Source organism: Streptomyces sp. NPDC021093 (assembly GCF_044333135.1).
Classification (GTDB): Bacteria; Actinomycetota; Actinomycetes; order Streptomycetales; family Streptomycetaceae; genus Streptomyces.
In genome coordinates this window covers 531,433-554,946 of sequence record NZ_JBIRQJ010000005.1, presented here as the reverse complement: position 1 = coordinate 554,946, position 23,514 = coordinate 531,433, and the positions used below count along the sequence as shown (strand labels likewise).

Genomic DNA, 23,514 nt, shown 5'->3' with positions numbered 1-23,514 from the left:
GCACAAGCACCGGCCTACGATGGTTGCCGTGTTGACCCCCCTCGCCCTCATCGCCAAGCGATGGACGCCCACGCCCCGTACGCTCCAGCGCGCCGCGATGTCGGCCGTCGTGATGAGCGTCCTCATCGTCGTCACCGGCGGCGCGGTCCGGCTGACCGGTTCCGGTCTCGGCTGCGACACCTGGCCCAAGTGCACGGCCGACAGCCTGATCGTGACGCCCGAGCAGGGCTTCCACGGTTACGTCGAGTTCGGCAACCGCATGCTGACGTACGTCCTGTCGGCGGCCGTCGGCTGGGCGATCATCGCGGCCCGCTCCACGAAGCCGTGGCGGCGCAGCCTCACCCGTACCGCCTGGATCATGTTCTGGCTGGTGATGAGCAACGCCGTGCTCGGCGGCATCTCCGTACGGACGGGCCTCAACCCGTGGACCGTCGCCGGTCACTTCCTCGCCGCCAACGTCCTGCTCGCCGTCGCCGTCGTCGTCTGGCAGCGCACCCGCGAGGGCGACACCCCGCCGAAGCCGCGCGTGCCGGGCCCGGTCCGCAAGCTGTCCTGGGCGATCGTCGCGACCACGGGCGTACTGCTCGTCCTCGGCACCTCGGTGACCGGGTCCGGCAAGCACGCGGGCGACAGCAGCGACGTACCGCGCATGCCGTGGGACTGGACCGACGCGGCGCACATCCACGCGATCGCCGCGTGGGCGGTCTGCGCACTGGCCATCGCGATGTGGTTCGTACTGCGCATGGTGGACGCCCCCGACGACACCCGGGCGCGCTCGCGCGACCTGCTGATCGTGCTGGTGGCCCAGGGCGCCGTCGGTTACGTCCAGTTCTTCACGCAGGTCCCGGAGATCCTGGTCGCCGTGCACATGCTGCTGTCCTCGCTGATGTGGATCGCGGTGGTCCGGCTCGCCCTGAGCCTGCGCGAGCGCCCCGTGGAGACCCCCGACGAGGTCCCCGCGCCGCAGTCCGACAGCTCGACCGACAACTCAGTCGTCAGCGCCGTCTGACAGCCGGTAGACGCGGCGGGCGTTGCCCGCCGCGATCAGGCCCGCGACCCGTTCCGCGTCCGCCTTCGACCAGGCGCCCTCGGCCACCCAGCCGCCGAGCACCCGGCCGAGGGCCTCGCGGAACACCTGGGCCCCCACCACGTGCAGTTCCGGCAGCCCGCGCGCGCCGCTGGAGAACAGCAGCTTGCCGAACGGCGCCAGCTCCAGGGTCTCCGCGAGCACGGCCGCCGCCCGCGCCCCCGTGTGTGCGGGCGCGGGCCCCAGGTCCGCGTAGACGTGCGGGAAGACGCCCGCGAGATGGGCCGCGTGCCGGTGGTACGGATAGCCGTGCAGCAGCACCAGATCCGTGCCGAGCCCCGCGCTCGCCGCCGCGAACTCCGTGAGCCGCTCCGGGTCCCCCGCCACGTGCAGCTGGAGCGGCAGCCCGCAGCTGACCGCGTTCCACAGCAGGTGCCGCAGCAGTACGGGATCGGTCAGCCGGCCGCCCGCCCGGCGCCCCGCCAGCCACCGCCCGGCCGCCCCGCGCACTTCGCCGGGCCCCGGCGGGTAGGGCGCGAGGGCGAGTCCGTGCCGTACCCCCGCCACCGAAGTGAAGGCCACCGCGGTCTTCGTCGCCGCGTGCATCGCCTCGCCCAGATTGGCGAGAAACCCCTCCGCCGTTCCCGACGTGTCGGCGATCTGCTCGGCGAGCAGCTCCAGCCGTACGATCTCGCGCGCCTCGGCGTCGCCCGCCAGCGCCAGCTCCTGGGGACAGGTCAGGTCGCCGGGCAGCCCGGTGTCCACCAGGTACGTCGAGATCCCGGTGCCCCTGAGCAGCCGCCGCCCCGCCTCCGGCACGCCCAGTTCGCGGCGCCTCGCCAGATAGCGGGCGGGCGTGCAGTGCGGCTCCAGTCCGAGGAGCGGCGGACACCAGCGGCGTACCGCGAAGCCGGTCTGGGTGTCGAAGAAGGTGGTGCCCGCGGCGGGCGGCGCGGGCGTGCGCCCGAGGTGGGCCTCGAAGGTGCCGAGACCCAGCTCGGTGCGGAGCACCCCGTGGCAGTACTGGTCCACCAGGGACGACGGGGTCGTGATCATCGAGGGGCTCCCTTTGGCCTGTGGACGTGACGCTTCCACAGGGCCTAACGGGTGAGCCCGCCGCTGGGTACTAGGAAGGCCCGTTCGCGCTCTTGTTGGCGCTGCCGCCGATCTGGATTCCGGCCATCCGCTTCCACTCGTAGGGCCCGGTCTCGACCTTGGCCGCGAAGTCGCCGTCGAAGTCCTCGTGGACGGTGATCCCGGCCTTCTCGGTGGCGGCCTTCGCCACGTCGTACGTCGGGGCCACCAGGTCGCCCCAGGCGCCGTCGTCGCCGACCAGGACGATGCGGGTGCCCCGCTGCCCGATGTACGCGAGCTGTCCCTCGGCGCCGCCGTGCTTCCCGGCGAAGGCGCCGATCTGCTTGGCGAGCTTGGCGGTCCTGCGCTCGGCCGGCTTGCTGGGGACCTGCGCGGCCTGCTCTGCCTGCTTGGTGTCTGCCATGAGCAGGATGCTACCGACGAGTAGCGAAACTGGCGACGGGCGGCACACGTGGCCTTGACCACGTGTGCCGCCCGCCCGGGACGTACGTACCGCTACCAGCGCAGGAAGGGATCCACGGCGACCGCCACGAACAGCAGCGAGACGTAGGTGATCGACCAGTGGAACAGCCGCATCTCCTTCAGCTTCGCGCCCGTGACCTCCGCCTTGGCGCGGGCCTGCAGGCCGTGCGCCTCCCAGAGCCACCAGCCGCCGGTGACGGCCGCGACCACGGTGTAGAACCAGCCCGTGTAGCCGAGCGGCTGGAGCAGCAGGGAGACGCCGACCATCACCCAGCTGTAGAGCACGATCTGCTTGGCGACCGCCTTGTTGCCCTTGACGACCGGCAGCATCGGCACGCCCACCCGGGCGTAGTCGTCCTTGACCTTCATCGACAGCGGCCAGTAGTGCGGCGGCGTCCAGAAGAAGATGACCAGGAAGAGGATCAGCGCGGCCCAGGACAGCGAGTTGGTCACCGAGGACCAGCCGATGAGCACCGGCAGGCAGCCGGCGATGCCGCCCCAGACGATGTTCTGCGCGGTGCGGCGCTTCAGGATCATCGTGTAGACGACGACGTAGAAGAGCAGCGCTCCCAGCGACAGCGCGGCGGACAGCCAGTTGATCAGCAGTCCGAACCAGAGCGTGGAGATCACCGCGAGCGAGATGCCGAAGACGAGGCATTCGCGCGGGCTGACCATTCCGGTGACCAGCGGACGCTGCGACGTGCGGTCCATCAGCGCGTCGATGTCGCGGTCGATATACATGTTCAGCGCATTCGCACCGCCGGCGGAGAGATAACCGCCGAAGCAGGTGGCCAGCACCAGCCACAGATCGGGGACACCCTGCTCCGCCAGGAACATCACCGGAACGGTGGTGATCAGCAGAAGCTCGATGATCCTCGGCTTGGTCAGTGCAACAAACGCCTTGACCCGTGCTCCGAACGGCCGATGGCCCCCCGGGCTGGGAGTCGACGCGACCCCTGCGGGTCGGGACTCGACGGCCGTCACGCACACCCCTGACAGAGAATTCCCAGCAAGCTCCGGACGTGAAGGCCCGGTAAAGACTTGCGCGTACCACGCCACTCTAGACGTTGCCCATACGTCGCCCTTCGCCGGGGTGGGGTCGTGTTGAGCCGTCCGTGAACCAGCCGCGGGGTCCGGCCGCCCGGGGAGTACTGTCCCGATGTATACGGAAATGCGTTCGTCGAGAGGCGAACCCCGTTCGGCGCGCGCACTCTGGTCACTGACGCGCCGCTTTTCCACGGCGTGGACTCGAAATTTTGCGCGTTCTTCCAGGGGTAGGCTCGACAGCGCCCCGGTGCGGCGAACAGTCACCGGGACCAAACATTGTGGAGAGGAGCCCTGACCCAGGGTGAGCACCAAGCCGACCACCACAGACCTTGAGTGGACCGAATTGGACCAGCGGGCCGTAGACACCGCCCGCGTCCTGGCCGCGGACGCCGTACAGAAGGTCGGCAACGGCCATCCTGGTACGGCGATGAGCCTGGCGCCGGCCGCGTACACCCTTTTCCAGAAGGTGATGCGGCACGATCCGGCGGACGCCGACTGGACGGGCCGTGACCGCTTCGTCCTTTCCGCGGGCCATTCGTCCCTCACTCTCTACACCCAGCTGTACCTGGCCGGTTTCGGCCTGGAGCTGGACGACCTGAAGGCGTTCCGCACCTGGGGCTCGAAGACCCCGGGCCACCCGGAGTACGGGCACACCACCGGTGTCGAGACCACGACAGGACCGCTCGGCCAGGGCGTCGCGAACGCGGTGGGGATGGCGATGGCCGCCCGCTACGAGCGCGGTCTGTTCGACCCGGAGGCGGCGCTGGGTGAGTCGCCGTTCGACCACTTCATCTACGCGATCGCCGGTGACGGCTGCCTGCAGGAGGGCATCTCCGCGGAGGCGTCGTCGATGGCCGGGCACCAGAAGCTCGGCAACCTGATCCTGCTGTGGGACGACAACCACATCTCGATCGAGGGTGACACGGAGACGGCGGTCTCCGAGGACACCATGCAGCGGTACGAGTCCTACGGCTGGCACGTCCAGCGCGTCGCCCCGAAGCCGGACGGCGACCTCGACCCCGAGGCGCTGTACGACGCGATCCAGCAGGCGAAGGCCGTCACGGACAGGCCCTCCTTCATCGCGATGCGCTCGATCATTGCCTGGCCCGCGCCGCACGCGCAGGGCACCGAGGCCTCGCACGGCTCGGCGCTGGGCGACGAGGAGGTCGCGGCCACCAAGCGTGTCCTCGGCTTCGACCCGGAGCGGTCCTTCGAGGTCTCCGACGAGGTCCTCGCGCACACCCGCGAGGCGCTGGACCGGGGTGCGCAGGCGAAGGCCGAGTGGGAGAAGGGCTTCGCCGCCTGGCGCACCGCGAACCCGGAGCGCGCGGCGGAGTTCGACCGCATTGCGGCGGCCGAGCTGCCCGCGGGCTGGGAGGAGAAGCTCCCGGCCTTCGAGACCGGCAAGGGGATCGCCACCCGCGCCGCGTCCGGCAAGGTCCTGCAGGCGCTCGGCGCGGTGATCCCCGAGCTGTGGGGCGGCTCCGCCGACCTCGCCGGCTCGAACAACACGACGATCGACAAGTCGTCGTCGTTCCTGCCCGAGGGCAACCCGCTGCCGGAGGCGGACCCGTACGGCCGCACGGTCCACTTCGGTATCCGCGAGCACTCGATGGCCGCCGAGATGAACGGCATCGCGCTGCACGGCAACACCCGTATCTACGGCGGCACCTTCCTGGTGTTCTCCGACTACATGCGCAACTCCGTACGCCTCTCCGCGCTGATGCACCTGCCGGTGACGTACGTGTGGACGCACGACTCGGTCGGTCTCGGCGAGGACGGCCCCACCCACCAGCCGGTCGAGCACCTGGCCTCGCTGCGCGCGATCCCGGGCCTGAACGTGGTCCGCCCGGCCGACGCCAACGAGACCGCGATCGCCTGGCGCGAGATCCTGAAGCGGTACACGAAGGTCTTCGGCAAGGGCGCCCCGACCGGCCTGGTGCTGACCCGCCAGGGCGTACCGACGTACGAGCGCAACGAGGACGCGGCGCGCGGTGGCTACGTGCTCTTCGAGGCCGAGGGCGGCGACGCCCAGGTGGTCCTGATCGGCACCGGTTCCGAGGTCCAGCTCGCCGTCGAGGCGCGCGAGGAGCTCCAGGCCGCCGGCATCCCGACCCGTGTCGTGTCGATGCCGTCCGTCGAGTGGTTCGAGGAGCAGGACCAGGCCTACCGGGACAGCGTCCTTCCCCCGTCCGTCAAGGCACGCGTGGCCGTCGAGGCCGGTATCGGCCTGACCTGGCACAAGTACGTCGGCGACGCGGGCCGGATCGTCTCGCTGGAGCACTTCGGCGCCTCCGCCGACGGCAAGGTCCTCTTCAAGGAGTTCGGTTTCACCGGCGCGGCCGTCGCTGCCGCAGCCCGGGAATCCCTCGCCGCCGCCCAGCGCTGACGCCCGTAGAGACACAGACCAGTAGGAGATGCAGAACTCATGACAGACGCACTCAAGCGCCTCTCCGACGAGGGCGTGGCGATCTGGCTCGACGACCTGTCGCGCAAGCGGATCACGTCCGGCAACCTCGCCGAGCTGATCGACCAGCAGCACGTCGTGGGCGTCACCACCAACCCCTCGATCTTCCAGAAGGCGATCTCCTCCGGCGACGGTTACGAGGTCCAGCTGAGCGACCTCGCGGCCCGCGAGGTGACCGTCGAGGAAGCCATCCGCATGATCACGACGGCGGACGTGAGGGACGCCGCCGACATCCTGCGCCCGGTCTTCGACGCGACGCAGGGCCAGGACGGCCGGGTCTCCATCGAGGTCGACCCGCGCCTGGCGCACAACACGGCGGCCACGATCGCCGAGGCCAAGCAGCTCGCCTGGCTGGTGGACCGCCCCAACACGCTCATCAAGATCCCGGCGACGAAGGCCGGTCTGCCGGCGATCACCGAGGTCATCGGCAAGGGCATCAGCGTCAACGTCACGCTGATCTTCTCGCTTGAGCGCTACCGCGAGGTCATGGACGCGTACCTGGCGGGCCTGGAGAAGGCGAAGGCCGCCGGCCTGGACCTCTCCAAGATCCACTCGGTGGCCTCCTTCTTCGTGTCCCGCGTGGACACCGAGATCGACAAGCGCCTCGAAGGACTGGGCACGGACGAGGCCAAGGCCCTCAAGGGCAAGGCCGCGCTGGCCAACGCCCGTCTCGCGTACCAGGCGTTCGAGGAGGTCTTCTCCTCGGACCGCTGGGCCGCCCTGGACAAGGCGCAGGCCAACAAGCAGCGTCCGCTGTGGGCCTCGACCGGTGTCAAGGACCCGTCGTACAAGGACACGCTGTACGTCGACGACCTGGTGGCGCCCGGCACGGTGAACACCATGCCGGAGGCGACCCTGGAGGCCACGGCCGACCACGGGCAGATCACGGGCAACACCATCGCGGGCACGTACGAGCAGGCCCGCGCCGACCTCGACGCCGTCGAGAAGCTCGGGATCGCGTACGACGACGTCGTACAGCTCCTGGAGACCGAAGGCGTCGACAAGTTCGAGGACGCCTGGAACGACCTGCTCAAGTCGACCGAGGCCGAGCTCAAGCGCCTCGCTCCTTCGGAGGGCTAAAACCTTGTCCAGCAGCAATCCGCTGCGTGACGCTCAGGATCGACGGCTCCCGCGCATCGCGGGGCCGTCGGGCCTGGTCATTTTCGGCGTCACGGGCGATTTGTCCCGTAAAAAGTTGATGCCTGCCGTGTACGACCTGGCCAACCGCGGCCTGCTGCCGCCGGGCTTCTCGCTCATCGGCTTCGCCCGCCGCGACTGGGCCAGCGAGGACTTCGCACAGGTCGTCCACGACGCCGTCAAGGAGCACGCGCGCACGGAGTTCCGCGAGGAGGTCTGGCAGCAGCTGATCCAGGGCATGCGCTTCGTCCAGGGCGACTTCGACGACGACGAGGCGTTCGAGACGCTGAAGTCGACGATCCACGAGCTCGACCAGGCGCAGGGCACGGGCGGCAACTTCGCCTTCTACCTCTCCGTACCGCCGAAGTTCTTCCCCAAGGTCGTCCAGCAGCTCAAGAAGCACGGGCTGGCGGACCAGCAGGAGAACTCCTGGCGGCGCGCGGTCATCGAGAAGCCCTTCGGGCACGACCTGGACTCCGCGCAGGAGCTCAACCGGATCGTGCACGAGGTCTTCCCGCCGAACGAGGTCTTCCGCATCGACCACTACCTGGGGAAGGAGACGGTTCAGAACATCCTGGCGCTGCGTTTCGCCAACCAGATGTTCGAGCCGATCTGGAACCGGTCGTACGTGGACCACGTGCAGATCACCATGGCCGAGGACATCGGCATCGGCGGCCGGGCCGGGTACTACGACGGCATCGGTGCCGCCCGCGACGTCATCCAGAACCACCTCCTCCAGCTGCTCGCGCTGACCGCGATGGAGGAGCCCGCCTCCTTCGACGCGGACGCGCTGGTCGCGGAGAAGTCCAAGGCGCTGGGCGCGGTCAAGATCCCCAAGGATCTGGGCCGGGACACCGTGCGCGGGCAGTACGCGGCGGGGTGGCAGGGCGGCGAGAAGGCCGTCGGCTACCTCCAGGAGGACGGCATCGACCCCAAGTCGAAGACCGACACCTACGCCGCGATCAAGCTGGAGATCGACAACCGCCGCTGGGCGGGCGTCCCGTTCTACCTACGTACGGGCAAGCGCCTGGGCCGCAGGGTCACGGAGATCGCGGTCGTCTTCCAGCGCGCCCCGCACTCGCCCTTCGACCACACCGCCACCGAGGAGCTCGGCCAGAACGCGATCGTCATCCGCGTGCAGCCGGACGAGGGCGTGACGGTGCGGTTCGGCTCCAAGGTGCCCGGCACCTCGATGGAGATCCGGGACGTCTCGATGGACTTCGCGTACGGCGAGTCCTTCACGGAGTCGAGCCCGGAGGCGTACGAACGCCTCATCCTGGACGTCCTGCTGGGCGACGCCAACCTCTTCCCGCGTCTGGAGGAGGTCGAGCAGTCCTGGCGGATCCTCGACCCCATCGAGGAGTACTGGGACACGCACGGCAAGCCCGCGCAGTACCCGTCCGGTACCTGGGGCCCCGACGAGGCGAACGAAATGCTCGCACGAGACGGACGGAGCTGGCGCCGGCCATGAGGATCGACCTGACGGACACCACGTCCAGCAAGATCAACAAGGCACTCGTGAAGGGACGGCGGGCCATAGGGACCCCGGCCGTCGGCATGGTGCTGACCCTCGTCATCGTGACGGACGAGGAGAACGCCTACGACGCCCTCAAGGCGGCGAACGAGGCGTCCCGCGAGCACCCCTCCCGCACCCTGGTCGTCGTCAAGCGGTTCTCGCGCTCGCCGCGCGACCGCTCGAAGGCGCGCCTGGACGCGGAGGTACGGCTCGGCGCCGACGCGGGCACCGGTGAAACGGTTGTCCTGCGTCTCTACGGCGAGGTCATCAACCACGCCCAGTCGGTCGTGCTCCCCCTCCTGCTCCCGGACGCCCCCACGGTCGTCTGGTGGCCGGTGAACGGTCCCGTGGACCCGGCGAAGGATCCCCTGGGCGCCCTCGGCCAGCGCCGTGTGACCGACACGTACGCCGCCGAGCAGCCGATCCACGAGCTGACCGCGCGCAGCGAGAACTACACGCCGGGCGACACGGACCTGTCCTGGGCCCGCATCACCCCGTGGCGTTCGATGCTCGCCGCCGCGCTCGACCAGCTCCCGACCGAGGTCACCTCGGTCGAGGTGGAGGGCGAGGAGTTCAACCCGAGCTGCGAGCTGCTCGCCATGTGGCTGGCGGACCGCCTCGGCGTCCCCGTGAAGCGCACCCTCTCCGCCGGTCCCGGTCTGACGGCCGTACGGATGGACACCAAGGACGGCCCGATCGTCCTGGACCGCGCCGACGGTTCGCTGGCCACCCTGTGCATGAGCGGCCAGCCGGACCGAGCGGTGGCGCTGAAGCGGCGCGAGACCGCCGAGCTCATCGCGGAGGAACTGCGCCGCCTCGACCCCGACGACACCTACGCCTCCGCGCTGCGGTTCGGCGTGGACCGGCTGGGTGCGGTCGTGGACAAGGCCGCGGCGGAGGCTTCCGCGACGGGCGAGGGCAAGGACGCCCCCGCCGACGCGGAGAAGAAGCCCGCTCCCGCGGCCAAGAAGGCGGCCTCCACTGCGAAGAAGGCGGCCGCCAAGTGATGAGCAGCGCACCGCAGTTGGTGGTGCACCGGGACAAGGAGCTGATGGCGCAGGCCGTGGCCGCCCGGCTGATCACCAAGGTGGTCGACGCACAGGCGGCCCGCGGTTCGGCCTCGGTGGTCCTCACCGGTGGCCGCAACGGCAACGGCCTGCTGGCGGCGCTCGCCGCCTCACCGGCCCGGGACGCGATCGACTGGTCGCGCCTGGACCTGTGGTGGGGCGACGAGCGCTACGTCCCCGCCGACGACCCGGAGCGCAACTACACCCAGGCCAGGGAGGCTCTGCTGGACTCGGTCCCGCTGGACCCGGCCAGGGTGCACGCGATGCCGGCGTCCGACGCGGAGTTCGACGACGCGGACTCGGCGGCGGCGGCGTACGCGGCGGAACTCGCCGCGGCCGCCGGTCCCGAGGACCACGGCCCGGTGCCCACCTTCGACGTCCTCATGCTGGGCGTCGGCCCGGACACGCACGTCGCGTCGCTCTTCCCGGAGCACCCGGCGGTGCGCGAGACGCAGCGGACGGTGGTGGGCGTCCACGGCGCCCCCAAGCCCCCGCCCACCCGCATCTCGCTCACCCTCCCGGCGATCCGGGCGGCACGCGAGGTGTGGCTCCTGGCGGCGGGCGAGGACAAGGCGAGGGCGGCGGCGATCGCCCTCTCGGGCCCGGGCGAGGTCCAGGCCCCGGCCTCGGGCGCGTACGGACGCGCCCGCACGCTGTGGCTGCTGGACGCGGCGGCGGCGTCCGAACTGCCTCGGGCGCTTTACCCGCCGGCTTCGGCCTGACATCGGCAGATGCTGTACTGCGGCCCGGTACGCCCCTCGCTTGGGGCGTACCGGGCCGCGGTGCGTGGGGCGGTGTCGGGGGATGGGCAGTCACGGAGGGGGCGTGCCGCGGTGGGGGCCGCCCCCTTGCCCACCCTTCCCCAAGCTCTTAAGGAGCAGGGGAGACCCCACTGCCCCCGGGGGGCGGCCCCGCTGCCCAAGGAGGCTAGGGCGGGCTCGCTGCCCAAGGGGGTTCGGGGGCTCAGGGGCTCGGGGGCAGGCATTTAGGGGCGCGGGGAACTGCGCGACCAGCCACGACGCACCCGCACAACGCCCACCCACCGCCCCGCGCCCAGCAGCCCGCACATCGCCCACATCCGCGAAGCGGCCCGCCACCCGCACCGGTGCAGCCCCGCAGGTACGCCCCCAGCCCGCCGCAGGCGCGCCCAGGACCGGGCGCACGGGTCAAACCCCCGGCCCCTATCCCCGCTCCAGGAACGGCCCCAGCAGCCCCTCCACCGCCTCGTCCGCGAAGGTCAGCCCCTCCGACTCCCCCGCGTCGTAGACCGAGTACGCCCCGGCCCCGGCCGCGGTCGTGGCCATGACCGTGATCAGCCCCGCCCTCCGCTGGAAGACCGACTGCTTCACGGTGAAGCCGATCACCCCGTCCCTGCGCAGCGCCACCGTCGCCCGCCGCACCGTCCCGGACCTCATCACCAGGTACTCCCCGGTCAGACCGTGCCCCAGCGCCCGATACGCGTCGACCGCCAACAGCACCGCCACCGGCAGCAGCACCACGGCCAGGCCCCCGGCGACGTACAGCAGTACGTCCGTCAGCAGCACCCCCAGCACCACCAACAACAACACCACCCCCAGCACCGCCGAGACCGACCACCGCAGCCGCCGCCCCCGCGCCGCGACGGGATGCGGCACCAGCCGGGCCGCCGAAGTCGGCGCGACCGGCTCGCGCAGCACCCGTGCGGCCACCGAGTCCGCCAGCTCCTTCGGCACGGCCGGTATCAGCGTCTTGTGGTCCGCGTGCTTGTCGGAGTCGCCCTCCGCGAGGCCCGTCGCCACCGCGTCCACCCGAGCGGCCCCGGCCAGCCGTACGCCCAGCGGTTCCACGACCTCGACGCCCCGCAGCCGCCGCTCCTCGATGGAGATCGACCGTGAGGTGAACAGCCCGCGCTGGACCCGCAGCGTGCCGCCCGGCTCGCGGTCGAGCCGGTAGCCCCACCACATCTCGACGAACAGTCCGAGCGCACCGACCACGCCCGCGACCAGCAGCGCCAACGCGAGCGTGATGACCATCCAGGCCACCGCGACCCCGCTGAACAGGTCGCCGACCCACTCGATGACGCCCCTCTGCATACCGAACCATTCGCTGCCCTGCATCACCGCGCCGCCGGCCGCCAGGCCGAGCACGGGGGCGGCGACGGACACCGGCGCGTACCGGATCCAGCCGGGGTCGAGGGTCGCGAGCCGCCCCTCGGACTGCTCCCCCTCGGCGGAGACGGCAGCTCTGCCGAGGAGTTCGCGGCGCAGCCGGTCGGCCTCCTGCCGGGTGACCGGCTGCAGCACGAGGGTGGACTCGGCGCCGCCGTGGTGCTCGCCCGTCCCGATCCGCACCTTGACCAGGCCGAAGACGCGCAGCAGCGGATGGGCGGTCAGGTCGACGTTGCGGATCCGCTCACGGGCGAGCGAGCGCCGCTTCACCAGCAGCAGCCCGGTGTGCAGTTCGGCCCGCTCGGGCCCGATCCGGTACCGGGTGTGCCGCCAGCGTATGTACTCCGCGCCCGCGCTTCCCCCGATGAAGACCACGGCCCCGCCCAGCACCCAGCCGAGCGCGGTCCAGAACCCGAAGGGCACGGTGAGGCCGATGACGGTGGGCACGCCGCCGCTGAAGGCGATGCCGCCCATGATCAGCGCGGCGACGAGGACCGCGTGCCGGTCGAGCCGACGCCACTCGGGGTCGTCATAAGCAGACTTGTCGTCGCTCATGTCGCGTCCCCCGGCGTGGCCCCGGTGATCTCCGTCAGCCGCTCGGCGAGTTCGGCCGCCACCTCGTGGTCCAGGCCCTCGATCTTGACCGCCCCCTTGGAGGAGGCGGTGGTGACGACGACCGTGGCCAGCCCGAAGAGCTGCTGGAGCGGGCCGCGCACGGTGTCCACCGTCTGGATCCGCGACATCGGCGCGATCCGCCACTCCTGCCAGAAGAACCCGGTACGGACGTAGACCGCGCTGTCCGTCACCTCCCACCGGTGCACCCGGTACCACCACAGCGGCAGGAACACCGAGACGAGCAGCCCCGGCACCGCGATGACGGCCGCGGGCAGCAGCAGCCAGAACCTGGCCGGGGCGATCAGGATTCCCAGGAGTACGAGGACGAGGACGGGCGGCACGATCAGCGCCAGCCACTGCATCTGCCACCAGCGGACGGACCGCGGGTCGAGCTCGTTGTTCGGCGGCCTGAGCCTTGCGGCCCCCGTGCCTGTCCCCGTCACCTTCACCCCTTGTCAGTAAGCATGCGAGGGCTCAACGCCCGCGCAGCGTACGGTACTTGTCGACCAGCGCGGCGGTCGAACCGTCGAGCTGCCCGCCGCCCTCGCCCTTGGTGAGCACCGGCTCGATCTTCTTGGCGAGGACCTTGCCGAGTTCGACCCCCCACTGGTCGAAGGAGTCGATGTTCCAGATCGCACCCTGGACGAACACCTTGTGCTCGTACAGCGCGATCAGCTGCCCCAGCACGGACGGCGTCAGCTCGTCGCTGAGGATCGTGGTCGTCGGGTGGTTGCCGCGGAAGGTCTTGTGCGGCACCAGCTCCTCGGCCACGCCCTCGGCACGGACCTCGTCGGGAGTCTTGCCGAAGGCCAGCGCCTGCGTCTGGGCGAAGAAGTTCGCCATCAGCAGGTCGTGCTGGGCCTCCAGACCCGGCGTCAGATCGGCGACCGGACGCGCGAAGCCGATGAAGTCGGCCGGGACGACCTTGGTGCCCTGGTGCAGCAACTGGTAGTACGCGTGCTGTCCGTTGGTGCCCGGGGTGCCCCAGACGACCGCTCCGGTCTGCCAGTCGACCGGGTTGCCCTCGCGGTCCACGGACTTGCCGTTGGACTCCATGTCGAGCTGCTGGAGGTACGCGGTGAACTTCGACAGGTAGTGGCTGTACGGCAGGACCGCGTGCGCCTGCGCGTCGAAGAACGCCCCGTACCAGACGCCCAGCAGACCGAGCAGCAGCGGCACGTTCTCCTCGGCGGGCGCGGTGCGGAAGTGCTCGTCGACCTGGTGGAAGCCGTCGAGCATCTCGCGGAAGCGGTCCGGTCCGATGGCGATCATCAGGGACAGGCCGATGGCCGAGTCGAACGAGTAGCGGCCGCCGACCCAGTCCCAGAACTCGAACATGTTGGCCGTGTCGATGCCGAAGTCGGCGACCTTCTCGGCGTTGGTCGACAGGGCCACGAAGTGCTTGGCGACGGCGGACTCGTCACCGCCCAGCCTGCTCAGCAGCCAGTTGCGGGCGGAGGTGGCGTTGGTGATGGTCTCGATCGTCGTGAAGGTCTTCGACGCGACGATGAACAGCGTCTCCTCGGCGTCCAGGTCGCGGACGGCCTCGTGCAGGTCCGCGCCGTCCACGTTGGAGACGAAGCGGAAGTCCAGCTCCCGGGCGGTGAAGGAGCGCAGCACCTCGTACGCCATGGCGGGGCCGAGGTCGGAGCCGCCGATGCCGATGTTCACGACCGTCTTGATGCGCCTGCCGGTGTGCCCGGTCCACTCGCCGGAGCGGACCTTGTCGGAGAAAGCGGCCATCTTGTCGAGGACGGCGTGCACGGCCGGGACGACGTTCTCGCCGTCGACCTCGATCACCGCTCCCCGCGGGGCGCGCAGCGCGGTGTGCAGGACGGCCCGGTCCTCGGTGGTGTTGATCTTCTCGCCGCGGAACATGGCGTCGCGCAGCTCGGCGACCCCGGTGGCAGCGGCCAGCTCGCGCAGCAGCCCCAGCGTCTCGTCGGTGACCAGGTGCTTGGAGTAGTCGAGGTACAGGTCGCCGGCCTGGAGGGTGTAGCCGGTGCCGCGCGCCGGATCGGCGTCGAACAGGTCGCGCAGGTGAGTGTCGCCCAGCTGCTCCCGGTGCTTGCCCAGGGCGGTCCACTCGGGCAGCTGGTTCAGCCTGGTGCGGCCGCCCGTGCCCTGCGAGCCGCTCTTCGAGTCCATTGCGTTCATCTCGGACATCAGCCCTCTTCTACTCGTATCTGCATGCATCCCCCGCTGCCTGGTCCAACTTAATTGATCAGGGGTGCGAGTGAGGCCACGGCCAGCCCGAACAGGACGGCCGCCAGCAGGGCGGGGGTGTTCAGCCCCCAGCCGGCCGCCACCAGCCCGCCGAGCAGCGCCCCGAGCGGGGTCCCCGCGATGGCGAGCGTCCGGAAGGCCGCGCTGATCCTGCCCAGCATGGCGGCCGGGCTGCGCTCCTGCATCAGGGTCACCTGGTTCGCGTTCCACACGGTGCCCATCAGTCCGAACACCGCCATCGCCGCGACCGCCGCCCACAGCTCGCGCACCGTCCCCAGGGCGACGAGGCAGCCGGTCTCGACGACCCCGGCGAGGAACACGCTGCGTATTCGCCCGAGCCTGCGGGCGAGCCGCCCCGCGCCCAGCCCGCCGACCACGCTGCCCACCCCGTAGGCCATGAGGACCGCCGCGTATCCGGCCTGGCCCGCGTCCAGCCAGCCGGTGACGTGCAGCACCAGCACGGCGATGAGGGCGCCCACTCCGATGTTGCACAGGGTGGTCGCGACGCAGAGGCCGCGCATCGGCCGGTCCGACCAGAGCGCCTTGAGCCCCTCCGCGATCTCCCCGCGCAGGGTGCTGCCCGCCGCCCGGGGCTCCCGCTGCGGCAGCGTGGTCCGCAGCGAGGCGATCAGTACGGCCGCCAGTACGTAGGTCGTGGCGTCCGCCGCGTACGGCACGGAGGGGCCCCAGATCAGCAGCACCGGCACCAGTGGGGCGGCCAGGAAGGTGCTCGCGATCTGCTGCCCGACCATCAGCCGGGCGTTGGCGGCGCCCAGTGTCCCGGCCGGGACGAGCGAGGGCAGCAGGGCCGTGGCCGCGTTGTCGAAGAGCGTCTGGAGGGTGGTGAGGGCGAAGGCCACCACGATCAGCAGCGCGATCGACGCGTGCCCCAGCGCGACGGCCACCGCGAAGCCCGCCATCAGCACCCCGCGCAGGAGGTCGACGGCCCACATCGCCCGCCGCTGGTCGACCCGGTCCGCGACCGCACCGCCGAGCAGTCCGAACAGCAGCCAGGGCAGGAAGCCGCACGCGGTCACGAGGGACACCAGCATCGGGTCCGCGGTCAGCGAGGCGGCGAGCAGCGGCATCGCGGCCCCGCGCAGCGAGTCGCCGAACCGGGAGACGACGGCGGCCGACCACAGTCGGCCGAATCCCCCGCGCCAGGCGGGCGCCTGCCCCTCCGCCTCCACCGCTTGCACCGCTGCCACAACTGCCCCCGCCCGTACCGTTGTTCGGATCGTGCAAGAACAGTAAGGGACGGCACTGACAATCACGCTGACCAGCGGAAACAACAAAGGCCGGACGCAAGATCGGCCGGAAACGACGAGGGCCGGACACCGTTCGGTGTCCGGCCCTCGCTCAGTTCCTAGATCTCGCCGCGCAGTTTCGCGAGTGCCTCGGCGAGGATCGCCTCGCCGTCCGCGTCGCTGCGCCGCTCCCGTACGTACGCGAGATGCGTCTTGTACGGTTCGGTGCGCGGCGGCGCCGGCGGGTTGTCCCGGTCCTGTCCGGCCGGGAATCCGCAGCGCGGGCAGTCCCAGTTGTCCGGGACCTGCGCGTCGCTTGCGAAGCTCGGCTGTGTCTCGTGCCCGTTGGAGCACCAGAAGGAGATGCGCAGGCGGGGCGCGGACTCGCCGCGCTCGGCCTCACCCATCGGCCCCGCTCCGACCCGGCTTCCCCGGATCGCGTTGCCACTTGCCACGGTCGTAACTCCCTGCGTGATGGTGCTGCGAAGCTTCGTCGAGCGGCTTCGCGGCGGGCGCCCACTCTCGATAAGGCCCAACGCGCGTCCAGTGACGGGAGTTACACCCCGACGCCGGGACGCCCGCCCATGATAGGCCGCGTCCCGCGCGTCGCACCGTCAGTCGTACGAGTCAGCCCTTGAGCTTCATCAGCAGCGCGAGTGCCACAATCAGCCCGAACCAGATCAGACCGACGACGACCGTGATCCGGTCGAGGTTGCGCTCGGCGACCGAGGAACCTCCGACGGACGACTGCATGCCTCCGCCGAACATGTCGGAGAGACCGCCGCCCTTCCCCTTGTGCATCAGAACCAGCAGCATCAGCAGCAGGCTGAATACGATCAGGGCGATCGAGAACCCCATAACCACGGCTGGACCACTTTCCTCGGATCTAGACAAACGACGGGGCCGGTGGCTGGCCACCGGCCCCGTCAGAGTACGACGGATCGGCCCGAGGGCCTACTCACTGCCGGTACTACTGGTCGCGGAAGCGCACGATCTTGACGAACTCGTCGGCGTCCAGCGCCGCGCCGCCGATCAGGGCGCCGTCCACGTCCGGCTTCTCCATGATCGCGGCGACGTTGCCGGACTTGACCGAACCGCCGTACTGGATGCGGACCTTGTCGGCCAGTTCCTGCGAGTACAGCTCGGCGAGACGGCCGCGGATCGCACCGCAGACTTCCTGCGCGTCCTCGGGGGTCGCGACCTCGCCGGTGCCGATGGCCCACACCGGCTCGTACGCGATGACGATGGACTCGGCCTGCTCGGCCGGGATGTCCTTGAGGCCGCCGTCGACCTGGGCGAGGGTGTACTCGACCTGGTTGCCGGCCTTGCGGATGTCCAGGCCCTCGCCGACGCACATGATCGGGGTCAGGCCGTGCTTGTACGCGGCCTTCACCTTGGCGTTGACGATCTCGTCGGTCTCGTTGTGGTACTGGCGGCGCTCGGAGTGGCCGATCGCGACGTACGCACACTTGAACTTGGCGAGCATGGCGCCGGAGATCTCACCGGTGTACGCGCCGGAGTCGTGCGCCGAGATGTCCTGGGCGCCGAACTTGATCTTCAGCTTGTCGCCGTCGACCAGGGTCTGCACCGAGCGCAGGTCGGTGAAGGGCGGCAGGACCGCGACCTCGACCGCGTCGAAGTCCTTGTCGGCCAGCGCGAAGGCGAGCTTCTGTACGTGGGTGATGGCCTCAAGGTGGTTGAGGTTCATCTTCCAGTTGCCCGCCATCAGCGGGGTGCGGGTGGTGCTCATTCTTGGATCAGTCCTCCAGTGCGGCAAGGCCGGGAAGGGTCTTGCCTTCCAGGTATTCGAGGCTTGCGCCGCCGCCGGTCGAGATGTGGCCGAACTTGTTCTCGTCGAAGCCCAGGATGCGGACCGCGGCGGCCGAGTCGCCACCGCCGACGACCGTGAAGGCGTCGGAGTCCAGCAGGCCCTGGGCGACGGCCTTGGTGCCGCCCTCGTAGTCGGGGTGCTCGAAGACGCCCATGGGGCCGTTCCAGAAGACGGTGGCCGCGTCGGCGAGCTTCGCCGCGTACAGCTCGCGGGTCTTCGGGCCGATGTCGAGGCCCTCCTGGTCCGCCGGGATGGCGTCGGCCGCGACCGTGGTCGGGTTGGCCGGGGTCTTCCCCTTGAGGTCGGGGAATTCGGCCGAGACCAGGACGTCGACGGGAAGGACGAACTCGACGCCCTTCTTCTCGGCGCGCGACAGGTACTCCAGCACCGTCGGGATCTGGTCCTCCTGCAGCAGCGAGATGCCGACCTCGTGGCCCTGGGCCTTGAGGAAGGTGTACGCCATGCCGCCGCCGACCAGGATCTTGTCGGCCTTCTCCAGGAGGTGGTCGATCACGCCGAGCTTGTCGGAGACCTTGGCACCGCCGAGGACGACGACGTAGGGGCGGGCAACGTCCTCGGTGAGCTTCTTGAGGACGCCGACCTCGGTGGCGATGAGGTCGCCGGCGGCGTGCGGCAGGCGGGCCGGGAGGTCGAAGACCGAGGCGTGCTTGCGGTGCACGGCGCCGAAGCCGTCGCCCACGTACAGGTCGGCCAGTGACGCGAGTTCGTCGGCGAAGGCGCCGCGCTCGGCGTCGTCCTTGGCGGTCTCACCGGCGTTGAAGCGCAGGTTCTCGATCACCGCGACCTGGCCGTCGGCCAGTGCGGCGACGGCGGCGCGGGCGGACTCGCCGACCGTGTCGGTCGCGAACGCCACGTCCGCGCCGAGCAGTTCGCCGAGCCGGGCGGCGGCCGGGCCGAGCGAGAAGGCCGGGTCCGGGGCGCCCTTGGGGCGGCCCAGGTGCGAGGCGACGATCACGCGCGCGCCCGCGGCAGCGAGCTTGGCGACCGTCGGCAGGACGGCGCGGATGCGGCCGTCGTCGGTAATCCTGGTGCCGTCGAGCGGCACGTTGAGATCGGCGCGGACGAAGACCCGCTTGCCCGCTACGCCATCGGCGATGAGTTCGTCAATCGTCTTCATGAGTTACGGCTCCTCAGGAGGGCTGGACAGGCCACAGGGCTCGCACAGCGCCGCATTGCGCTGCCCGAGCCCTGTAGCTCACATCTTCATGCTCTCAGTACTGCTGGTCAGAGCGTGATCAGAGCTGTCCGCCGACGAAGACGGTCAGGTCGACCAGGCGGTTCGAGTAGCCCCACTCGTTGTCGTACCAGCCGAGGATCTTCACCGTCTTGCCCTCCTGGACCATCGTCAGGGAGGAGTCGAAGGTGCAGGACGACGGGTCGCCCACGATGTCGGAGGAGACGATCGGGTCCTCGGTGTACGTGAGGAAGCCGTGCAGGTCGCCGTCGTCGGCGGCCTTCTTGAACGCGGCGTTGACCTCGTCCTTGGTGACCTCGCGGCCGAGCTCGACGACCAGGTCGGTGGCCGAACCGGTCGGGACCGGCACGCGCATGGCGATGCCGTCGAGCTTGCCCTTGAGCTGCGGGAGGACCAGGGCGGTGGCCTTGGCGGCACCCGTCGTGGTCGGAATGATGTTCTCGGCGGCGGCGCGGGCACGACGCAGGTCCGAGTGCGGGAAGTCCAGGATGCGCTGGTCGTTGGTGTACGCGTGGACCGTCGTCATCAGGCCCTTGACCAGGCCGAAGTTCTCGTCGAGGACCTTGGCCATCGGCGCCACGCAGTTGGTGGTGCAGGAGGCGTTGGAGATGACGTGGTGGTTGGCCGCGTCGTACTTGTCCTGGTTGACGCCCATCACGATGGTGATGTCCTCGTCCTTGGCCGGAGCCGAGATGAGGACCTTCTTCGCGCCGCCGGCGATGTGCTTCTCGGCGTCGGCCTTCTTGGTGAAGATGCCGGTGGACTCGATCACGATGTCGACGCCCAGCGTGCCCCACGGGATGTCGGCGGGGTTGCGCTCGGACAGCACCTTGATGGTGTGACCGTCGACGGTGATGGTGTCCTCGGTGTGCGACACCTCGGCCTTGAGGCGGCCCAGGATGGTGTCGTACTTCAGAAGGTGCGCGGTGGTCGCGGTGTCACCCAGGTCGTTGACAGCAACAATCTCAATGTCCGCACCCTGTTCCAGGAGCGCCCTGAAGTAGTTGCGCCCGATGCGGCCGAAGCCGTTGATTCCTACGCGGATCGTCACGAACCGATCTCCTCGTTGGTACGCCGAGGTTTCGACGCCACGGCGAGCTTGAATGGGATGTCCCCGACCGAGTCCGACCCTACCTCTCCGTAGACCTTGAAGTCGCATCGAGTGGGCCCCGGACAGGGCCGGACGTGGCCCGACGGCCCGTACTCCCCAGTAGTGAAGCGGGGAGTACCGGCCGTCGGGACCAAAGCCCTGACTACTCTCGGTGATTGTCGAAGTGGGGTCTTGACATCGGCCCGATGCTCCGGAATCAGCCCTTGATGCTCTTCAGTGCCTTCTCCAGGAGTCCGGCGCGCTGCTTGGCGTCCGGTACGTGCTCCAGGCCGAAGCCGAGGAGTGCGGTGTCACGCGTGGTGACGCCCGCGTACGTCTGGAACAGCTCTCCGGTGCGGGCCCACGGCTCGACGACCGCCGGGCTGCCGGCCGGTGCCGGAGCGGCCGCCCAGACGCCGAGGGAGGTCTCGAAGCCCTCGGTCTCCCGGTCCGTGCCGCCGATGTTCAGCCGTGCGTTGTCGGCGAAGACACCGCGCTCCAGGCTGCTCGGGTCGGTGACGTAGGCGAGGGACAGGTCGACTTTCTTGCCCGCGTAGGCGCTCAGGTCGAAGGAGACCTGCTTCCAGCCGTTGGAGCTGCCGGTGAAGCTGTTCCAGGCGCCGCTGGAGCCGGTCGCGGTGCAGCCGCTCGCCCCCTGCGTGAGGTAGTGCGTCAGGAACGGGTGGGCCCGCAGGAAGAAGCCGGCCGAGCACTCGGCGGGCACCGCGTTCGAGGTCAGGCCGCCCGCCTCGGGCAGCGTCGTCCAGTCCTCCGCGCCCGTGGTGTGCGCCTCCAGGAGGGCGTGGTCGTAGCCGCCCTCGGTGTCCCAGTTGAGGGCCATGCGCAGCGCGGGCCTGTCGGCCGCGCTCACGCCGGTGAGGTCCACGGTGCGGGTGAGGCGCTTGTAGTTGTTGCTGTTGCTCTTCGCGGAGGCCATGCCCTGGCCCTCGTACGGGGCGTACGGGTTGGCGATGCCGGTGTAGCGGCCCGCCTGGGCGCTGGTGAACTGCGGGAACTGCGCGGCCGGGAGCTCGTCCGACGTGACCTGGTAGGAGCCCGGGGTGTCCAGCGGGTTGCCCGGGGCGCCGGTCAGCGGGGTGGTGATCCCGGAGAGGCCTCCGGCGCCGGCAAGACCGGTGGCGCCGGGAGAGTCCACGCGGCCGTACGCGCCGAGGTAGTACTGGCTGAAGTCGTTGGTGTTGGCCGGGCCGAGCCTGGCCGCACCGCCCGCCCTCTCGCCCGCCTCGACCAGCTTGCCGCCCTCGTTGAGGTACGCACGGAGCTGGAGCTGGGTCGGGCCGCCGGGCACCGAGGCGCCGGTGTAGTGCACGACCGAGTCGAAGTGGCCCAGCACGCCGAGCGCGTGCGGGGCGCCCTGGGTGGCGACGTCCCAGACGGTGGCCGAGCGGCCGTTGGCCTTCAGCGCGTCCACGTACTTCTGGACCTGCGTCGCGGGTGCGCCCTCCTCAGCGACCACCAGGTGCGCGGCCTTGGGGCGCTCGGCGAGCGTGTAGGTGAAGTGCTCGCTGGAGGTGGGCCTTCCGGCCTTGGTGACGCCGGTGAACCAGACCTCGACCTTGTCGCCCGGCTTCCCGTCCTGGACCTTGGCGCGGTAGTCGTCGAAGTACGTGTTGTCCTCGTCGCCGTAGCGCTCGCCGCCGTCCCAGGCCTTCAGCGCCTGGTCGTGCACCTTGCCGCCGTTGACGCGGTACTTGAGCTCCTTGTCGCGCACCGACCTGCGGGCCGTGACGTTGACCTCCTGGTCCTTGTCACGGGCGTACGAGGAGGTGAACGGGTCCAGGGTGAAGTCCGGGGCCTCGATGCCGACGGAGGACTTCGGCCGGTCGGGGGTGAGGCTCGTCTCCGCGATCGAGAGCGCGAACGGGATGTTCTTGGCGAACTCCTGCTGGATCAGCTTCTCGTCGTCGGGGAAGTTGAAGCCGGAGACGCAGTCCTCGGGCTTCCAGCGGTCGTTCGGGTCGATCCTGGAGGCGGTCTCGCAGGTGGACATCTCCGGCGTGAACATCTTGATGCCGTTGACGTTGCCCGCGTGACCGTCGGCCTCGCCGTTGGTGATGTACAGCTCCGAGGAGACCTGCGGGTGGTAGCCGGGGACCGCCGGGTTCTCCGGGGTGCCGGCGAGGGCCTTGAGCGCCACGTCGTCGGGGGTGTGGGTGGCGACCTGCCAGCCGACGCCGTAGAGGATCAGCTCGGCCGCCGAGTGGTAGTTGATGGCGTACTTGAAGCCGATGCGCTTCTGGAACGCGTCGAGCGCCTTGGTCTCCGGCTCGGAGCTCGGGGCCGGGCCGCGGAAGGTCTCGTCGGCCGGGTCGGGGGACGAACCCTCGTTGTCGTAACCCCACTTGAAGGCGAAGTTGCGGTTGAGGTCGATGCCGTCGCCGGACTCGACGGTGCCGTTGCCGTTGGTGTCGCGGAGGTTCTTGCGCCACAGCCGGACGCTGTCCGCTGTGCTGCTGTGCGTGTAGTCGTAACCGTCCGGGTTGGCGGAGAGCAGGAACCAGATCTCGCTGCTGTCGACCAGCCTGGTGATCTGTTTGTTCTTGCCGTAGTTGTCGAGGTAGTGGTGCATCAGCCGCCGGGTCGTCTCCGGGGTGATCCACTCACGTGCGTGCTGGTTGGACATGTAGAGCGTCGAGGGCTTGGCGCCGTCACCGGTCCTCTTGGCGTTCTTGGTGAGCTTGAGCGCCAGGATGTCCTTGCCCTGCACGGTCTTGCCGATGCTGACGAGCTTGGTGAGGTCCGGGTACTTCTGCGCGGTGGCCAGCAGCTCCTCCTGGAGACCGCCCTTTCCGCTGTACGGACGGAACACGCCGTCGCCGGGGACCGCGGCCCGCGCCTTGGCGGCGACCTTGTGCTCGCTGATGTCGACGCCCTGGCCGCGGAGTTCGGCGGCCTGCTTCGCGGTGAGGATCAGCTCGACGGTGGCGGTGCCCCTGGCCGGGACGCGCTCGCTCAGTTCGTGGGCGTCGGTGCCGGCCCTGAGCAGCAGCGGCACCTGGGCCTGGGTGACCTTGGCGTTCCACACCGAGATGCTGTCGCCGCCCCCTGCGGCGTTCCCGGCGGGCTGCGCCTGCGCCACGGGTACCGCGGCGACCCCGGCTATCAGCAGTGAAGAAGCGGCGAGGATCGATCTCGCTCGGAGTCTCATGTGCCCCCCTTGCTGTTGTCTGTCACGTGAGTGAACAGACGTCAGAATCGTGAGCATTCATGCTCACGTCAAGAGCACATCAGGCACACAAAAAGCTGCCCCTGGCACCCAACTGGGCACCAGGGACAGCGAGTTGATTCGGAGTCAGAAATTCC

The 23,514-nt window shown here is 70.0% G+C and carries 19 protein-coding genes; 6 read left to right on the top strand and 13 right to left on the bottom strand.

The genetic code is table 11. From position 1 onward, the window contains the following. The first annotated feature begins 19 nt into the window (after positions 1–19). Positions 20–1,009, top strand: coding sequence for a heme A synthase (locus ACH4SP_RS18395; protein ID WP_398416023.1), 990 nt, complete (start codon positions 20–22; stop codon positions 1,007–1,009). Here ACH4SP_RS18395 and ACH4SP_RS18390 read toward each other — a convergent pair. From ACH4SP_RS18390 to ACH4SP_RS18380, 3 genes are all read right to left on the bottom strand, one after another. Continuing rightward, positions 989–2,083 carry an amidohydrolase gene (locus ACH4SP_RS18390; protein ID WP_398416021.1) on the bottom strand — a complete coding sequence of 365 codons (1,095 nt, stop codon included), beginning with the start codon at positions 2,081–2,083 and terminating at the stop codon, positions 989–991. The two genes, ACH4SP_RS18395 and ACH4SP_RS18390, sit on opposite strands and share 21 nt — an antisense overlap. Positions 2,084–2,153: 70 nt before the next feature. Next, entirely contained in the window at positions 2,154–2,525 is a 372-nt protein-coding gene (locus ACH4SP_RS18385) for a hypothetical protein (RefSeq protein WP_398416019.1), read from the bottom strand. A gap of 92 nt (positions 2,526–2,617) precedes the next feature. Beyond that, positions 2,618–3,574, bottom strand: coding sequence for a heme o synthase (locus ACH4SP_RS18380; RefSeq protein ID WP_398416017.1), 957 nt, complete (start codon positions 3,572–3,574; stop codon positions 2,618–2,620). Between the two features lie 358 nt (positions 3,575–3,932). Here ACH4SP_RS18380 and tkt point away from each other — a divergent pair, with 358 nt between their 5' ends. Genes tkt through pgl form a run of 5 tightly spaced genes read left to right on the top strand, consistent with a single transcriptional unit; the run spans position 3,933 to position 10,540 of the window. Continuing rightward, positions 3,933–6,020, top strand: a complete 2,088-nt coding sequence (gene tkt / locus ACH4SP_RS18375) for a transketolase (protein WP_398416015.1) — start codon at positions 3,933–3,935, stop codon at positions 6,018–6,020. Between the two features lie 39 nt (positions 6,021–6,059). After that, positions 6,060–7,178: a transaldolase gene (tal, locus tag ACH4SP_RS18370; RefSeq protein ID WP_398416013.1), complete on the top strand. Its 1,119-nt coding sequence runs from the start codon at positions 6,060–6,062 to the stop codon at positions 7,176–7,178. Between the two features lie 4 nt (positions 7,179–7,182). Further along, the gene (gene zwf, locus ACH4SP_RS18365) at positions 7,183–8,706 is read left to right on the top strand and encodes a glucose-6-phosphate dehydrogenase (RefSeq protein ID WP_398416011.1); all 1,524 of its coding nucleotides are present in this window, start codon (positions 7,183–7,185) and stop codon (positions 8,704–8,706) included. Continuing rightward, on the top strand, positions 8,703–9,758 hold the full coding sequence (gene opcA / locus ACH4SP_RS18360) for a glucose-6-phosphate dehydrogenase assembly protein OpcA (RefSeq protein ID WP_398416009.1): 1,056 nt from the start codon (positions 8,703–8,705) through the stop codon (positions 9,756–9,758). The genes zwf and opcA overlap by 4 nt, the downstream gene beginning before the upstream one ends. After that, entirely contained in the window at positions 9,758–10,540 is a 783-nt protein-coding gene (gene pgl / locus ACH4SP_RS18355; protein WP_398416007.1) for a 6-phosphogluconolactonase, read from the top strand. Before opcA ends, pgl begins: the two co-directional genes overlap by 1 nt. A 459-nt stretch (positions 10,541–10,999) precedes the next feature. Here the strand turns inward: pgl and ACH4SP_RS18350 are convergent, their stop codons facing one another. The 10 genes from ACH4SP_RS18350 to ACH4SP_RS18305 form a co-directional block, all read right to left on the bottom strand. Next, positions 11,000–12,520, bottom strand: a complete 1,521-nt coding sequence (locus tag ACH4SP_RS18350) for a PH domain-containing protein (RefSeq protein ID WP_398416005.1) — start codon at positions 12,518–12,520, stop codon at positions 11,000–11,002. Then, entirely contained in the window at positions 12,517–12,942 is a 426-nt protein-coding gene (locus ACH4SP_RS18345; RefSeq protein ID WP_398416326.1) for a PH domain-containing protein, read from the bottom strand. Before ACH4SP_RS18345 ends, ACH4SP_RS18350 begins: the two co-directional genes overlap by 4 nt. Positions 12,943–13,054: 112 nt before the next feature. After that, positions 13,055–14,746 (bottom strand): glucose-6-phosphate isomerase, encoded by a 1,692-nt coding sequence (gene pgi / locus ACH4SP_RS18340; RefSeq protein ID WP_398416003.1) that lies wholly within the window; start codon positions 14,744–14,746, stop codon positions 13,055–13,057. Between the two features lie 50 nt (positions 14,747–14,796). After that, the gene (locus ACH4SP_RS18335; RefSeq protein ID WP_398416001.1) at positions 14,797–16,014 is read right to left on the bottom strand and encodes an MFS transporter; all 1,218 of its coding nucleotides are present in this window, start codon (positions 16,012–16,014) and stop codon (positions 14,797–14,799) included. Positions 16,015–16,172: 158 nt separating this feature from the next. Then, positions 16,173–16,508 (bottom strand): RNA polymerase-binding protein RbpA, encoded by a 336-nt coding sequence (locus ACH4SP_RS18330; RefSeq protein WP_073790820.1) that lies wholly within the window; start codon positions 16,506–16,508, stop codon positions 16,173–16,175. A gap of 172 nt (positions 16,509–16,680) precedes the next feature. Continuing rightward, positions 16,681–16,917 carry a preprotein translocase subunit SecG gene (gene secG / locus ACH4SP_RS18325; RefSeq protein WP_398415999.1) on the bottom strand — a complete coding sequence of 79 codons (237 nt, stop codon included), beginning with the start codon at positions 16,915–16,917 and terminating at the stop codon, positions 16,681–16,683. A gap of 106 nt (positions 16,918–17,023) precedes the next feature. Further along, the gene (gene tpiA, locus ACH4SP_RS18320; RefSeq protein ID WP_398415997.1) at positions 17,024–17,803 is read right to left on the bottom strand and encodes a triose-phosphate isomerase; all 780 of its coding nucleotides are present in this window, start codon (positions 17,801–17,803) and stop codon (positions 17,024–17,026) included. 7 nt (positions 17,804–17,810) lie between these two features. Continuing rightward, the gene (locus ACH4SP_RS18315; protein ID WP_398415995.1) at positions 17,811–19,022 is read right to left on the bottom strand and encodes a phosphoglycerate kinase; all 1,212 of its coding nucleotides are present in this window, start codon (positions 19,020–19,022) and stop codon (positions 17,811–17,813) included. Positions 19,023–19,140: 118 nt separating this feature from the next. Further along, positions 19,141–20,151 carry a type I glyceraldehyde-3-phosphate dehydrogenase gene (gene gap, locus ACH4SP_RS18310; protein WP_398415993.1) on the bottom strand — a complete coding sequence of 337 codons (1,011 nt, stop codon included), beginning with the start codon at positions 20,149–20,151 and terminating at the stop codon, positions 19,141–19,143. 256 nt (positions 20,152–20,407) lie between these two features. After that, positions 20,408–23,359: a M14 family zinc carboxypeptidase gene (locus ACH4SP_RS18305; RefSeq protein WP_398415991.1), complete on the bottom strand. Its 2,952-nt coding sequence runs from the start codon at positions 23,357–23,359 to the stop codon at positions 20,408–20,410. Between the last annotated feature and the right edge of the window lie 155 nt (positions 23,360–23,514).

Excerpts from the sequence above, each read along its gene's own strand:
- tal (WP_398416013.1), top strand. The coding sequence starts at position 6,060 with ATGACAGACGCACTCAAGCGCCTCTCCGACGAGGGCGTGGCGATCTGG.
- ACH4SP_RS18395 (WP_398416023.1), top strand. The coding sequence starts at position 20 with ATGGTTGCCGTGTTGACCCCCCTCGCCCTCATCGCCAAGCGATGGACG.
- ACH4SP_RS18345 (WP_398416326.1), bottom strand. The coding sequence starts at position 12,942 with ATGCAGTGGCTGGCGCTGATCGTGCCGCCCGTCCTCGTCCTCGTACTC.
- ACH4SP_RS18315 (WP_398415995.1), bottom strand. The coding sequence starts at position 19,022 with ATGAAGACGATTGACGAACTCATCGCCGATGGCGTAGCGGGCAAGCGG.
- pgl (WP_398416007.1), top strand. The coding sequence starts at position 9,758 with ATGAGCAGCGCACCGCAGTTGGTGGTGCACCGGGACAAGGAGCTGATG.
- ACH4SP_RS18385 (WP_398416019.1), bottom strand. The coding sequence starts at position 2,525 with ATGGCAGACACCAAGCAGGCAGAGCAGGCCGCGCAGGTCCCCAGCAAG.
- pgi (WP_398416003.1), bottom strand. The coding sequence starts at position 14,746 with ATGTCCGAGATGAACGCAATGGACTCGAAGAGCGGCTCGCAGGGCACG.
- ACH4SP_RS18390 (WP_398416021.1), bottom strand. The coding sequence starts at position 2,083 with ATGATCACGACCCCGTCGTCCCTGGTGGACCAGTACTGCCACGGGGTG.
- ACH4SP_RS18305 (WP_398415991.1), bottom strand. The coding sequence starts at position 23,359 with ATGAGACTCCGAGCGAGATCGATCCTCGCCGCTTCTTCACTGCTGATA.
- opcA (WP_398416009.1), top strand. The coding sequence starts at position 8,703 with ATGAGGATCGACCTGACGGACACCACGTCCAGCAAGATCAACAAGGCA.
- tpiA (WP_398415997.1), bottom strand. The coding sequence starts at position 17,803 with ATGAGCACCACCCGCACCCCGCTGATGGCGGGCAACTGGAAGATGAAC.
- ACH4SP_RS18350 (WP_398416005.1), bottom strand. The coding sequence starts at position 12,520 with ATGAGCGACGACAAGTCTGCTTATGACGACCCCGAGTGGCGTCGGCTC.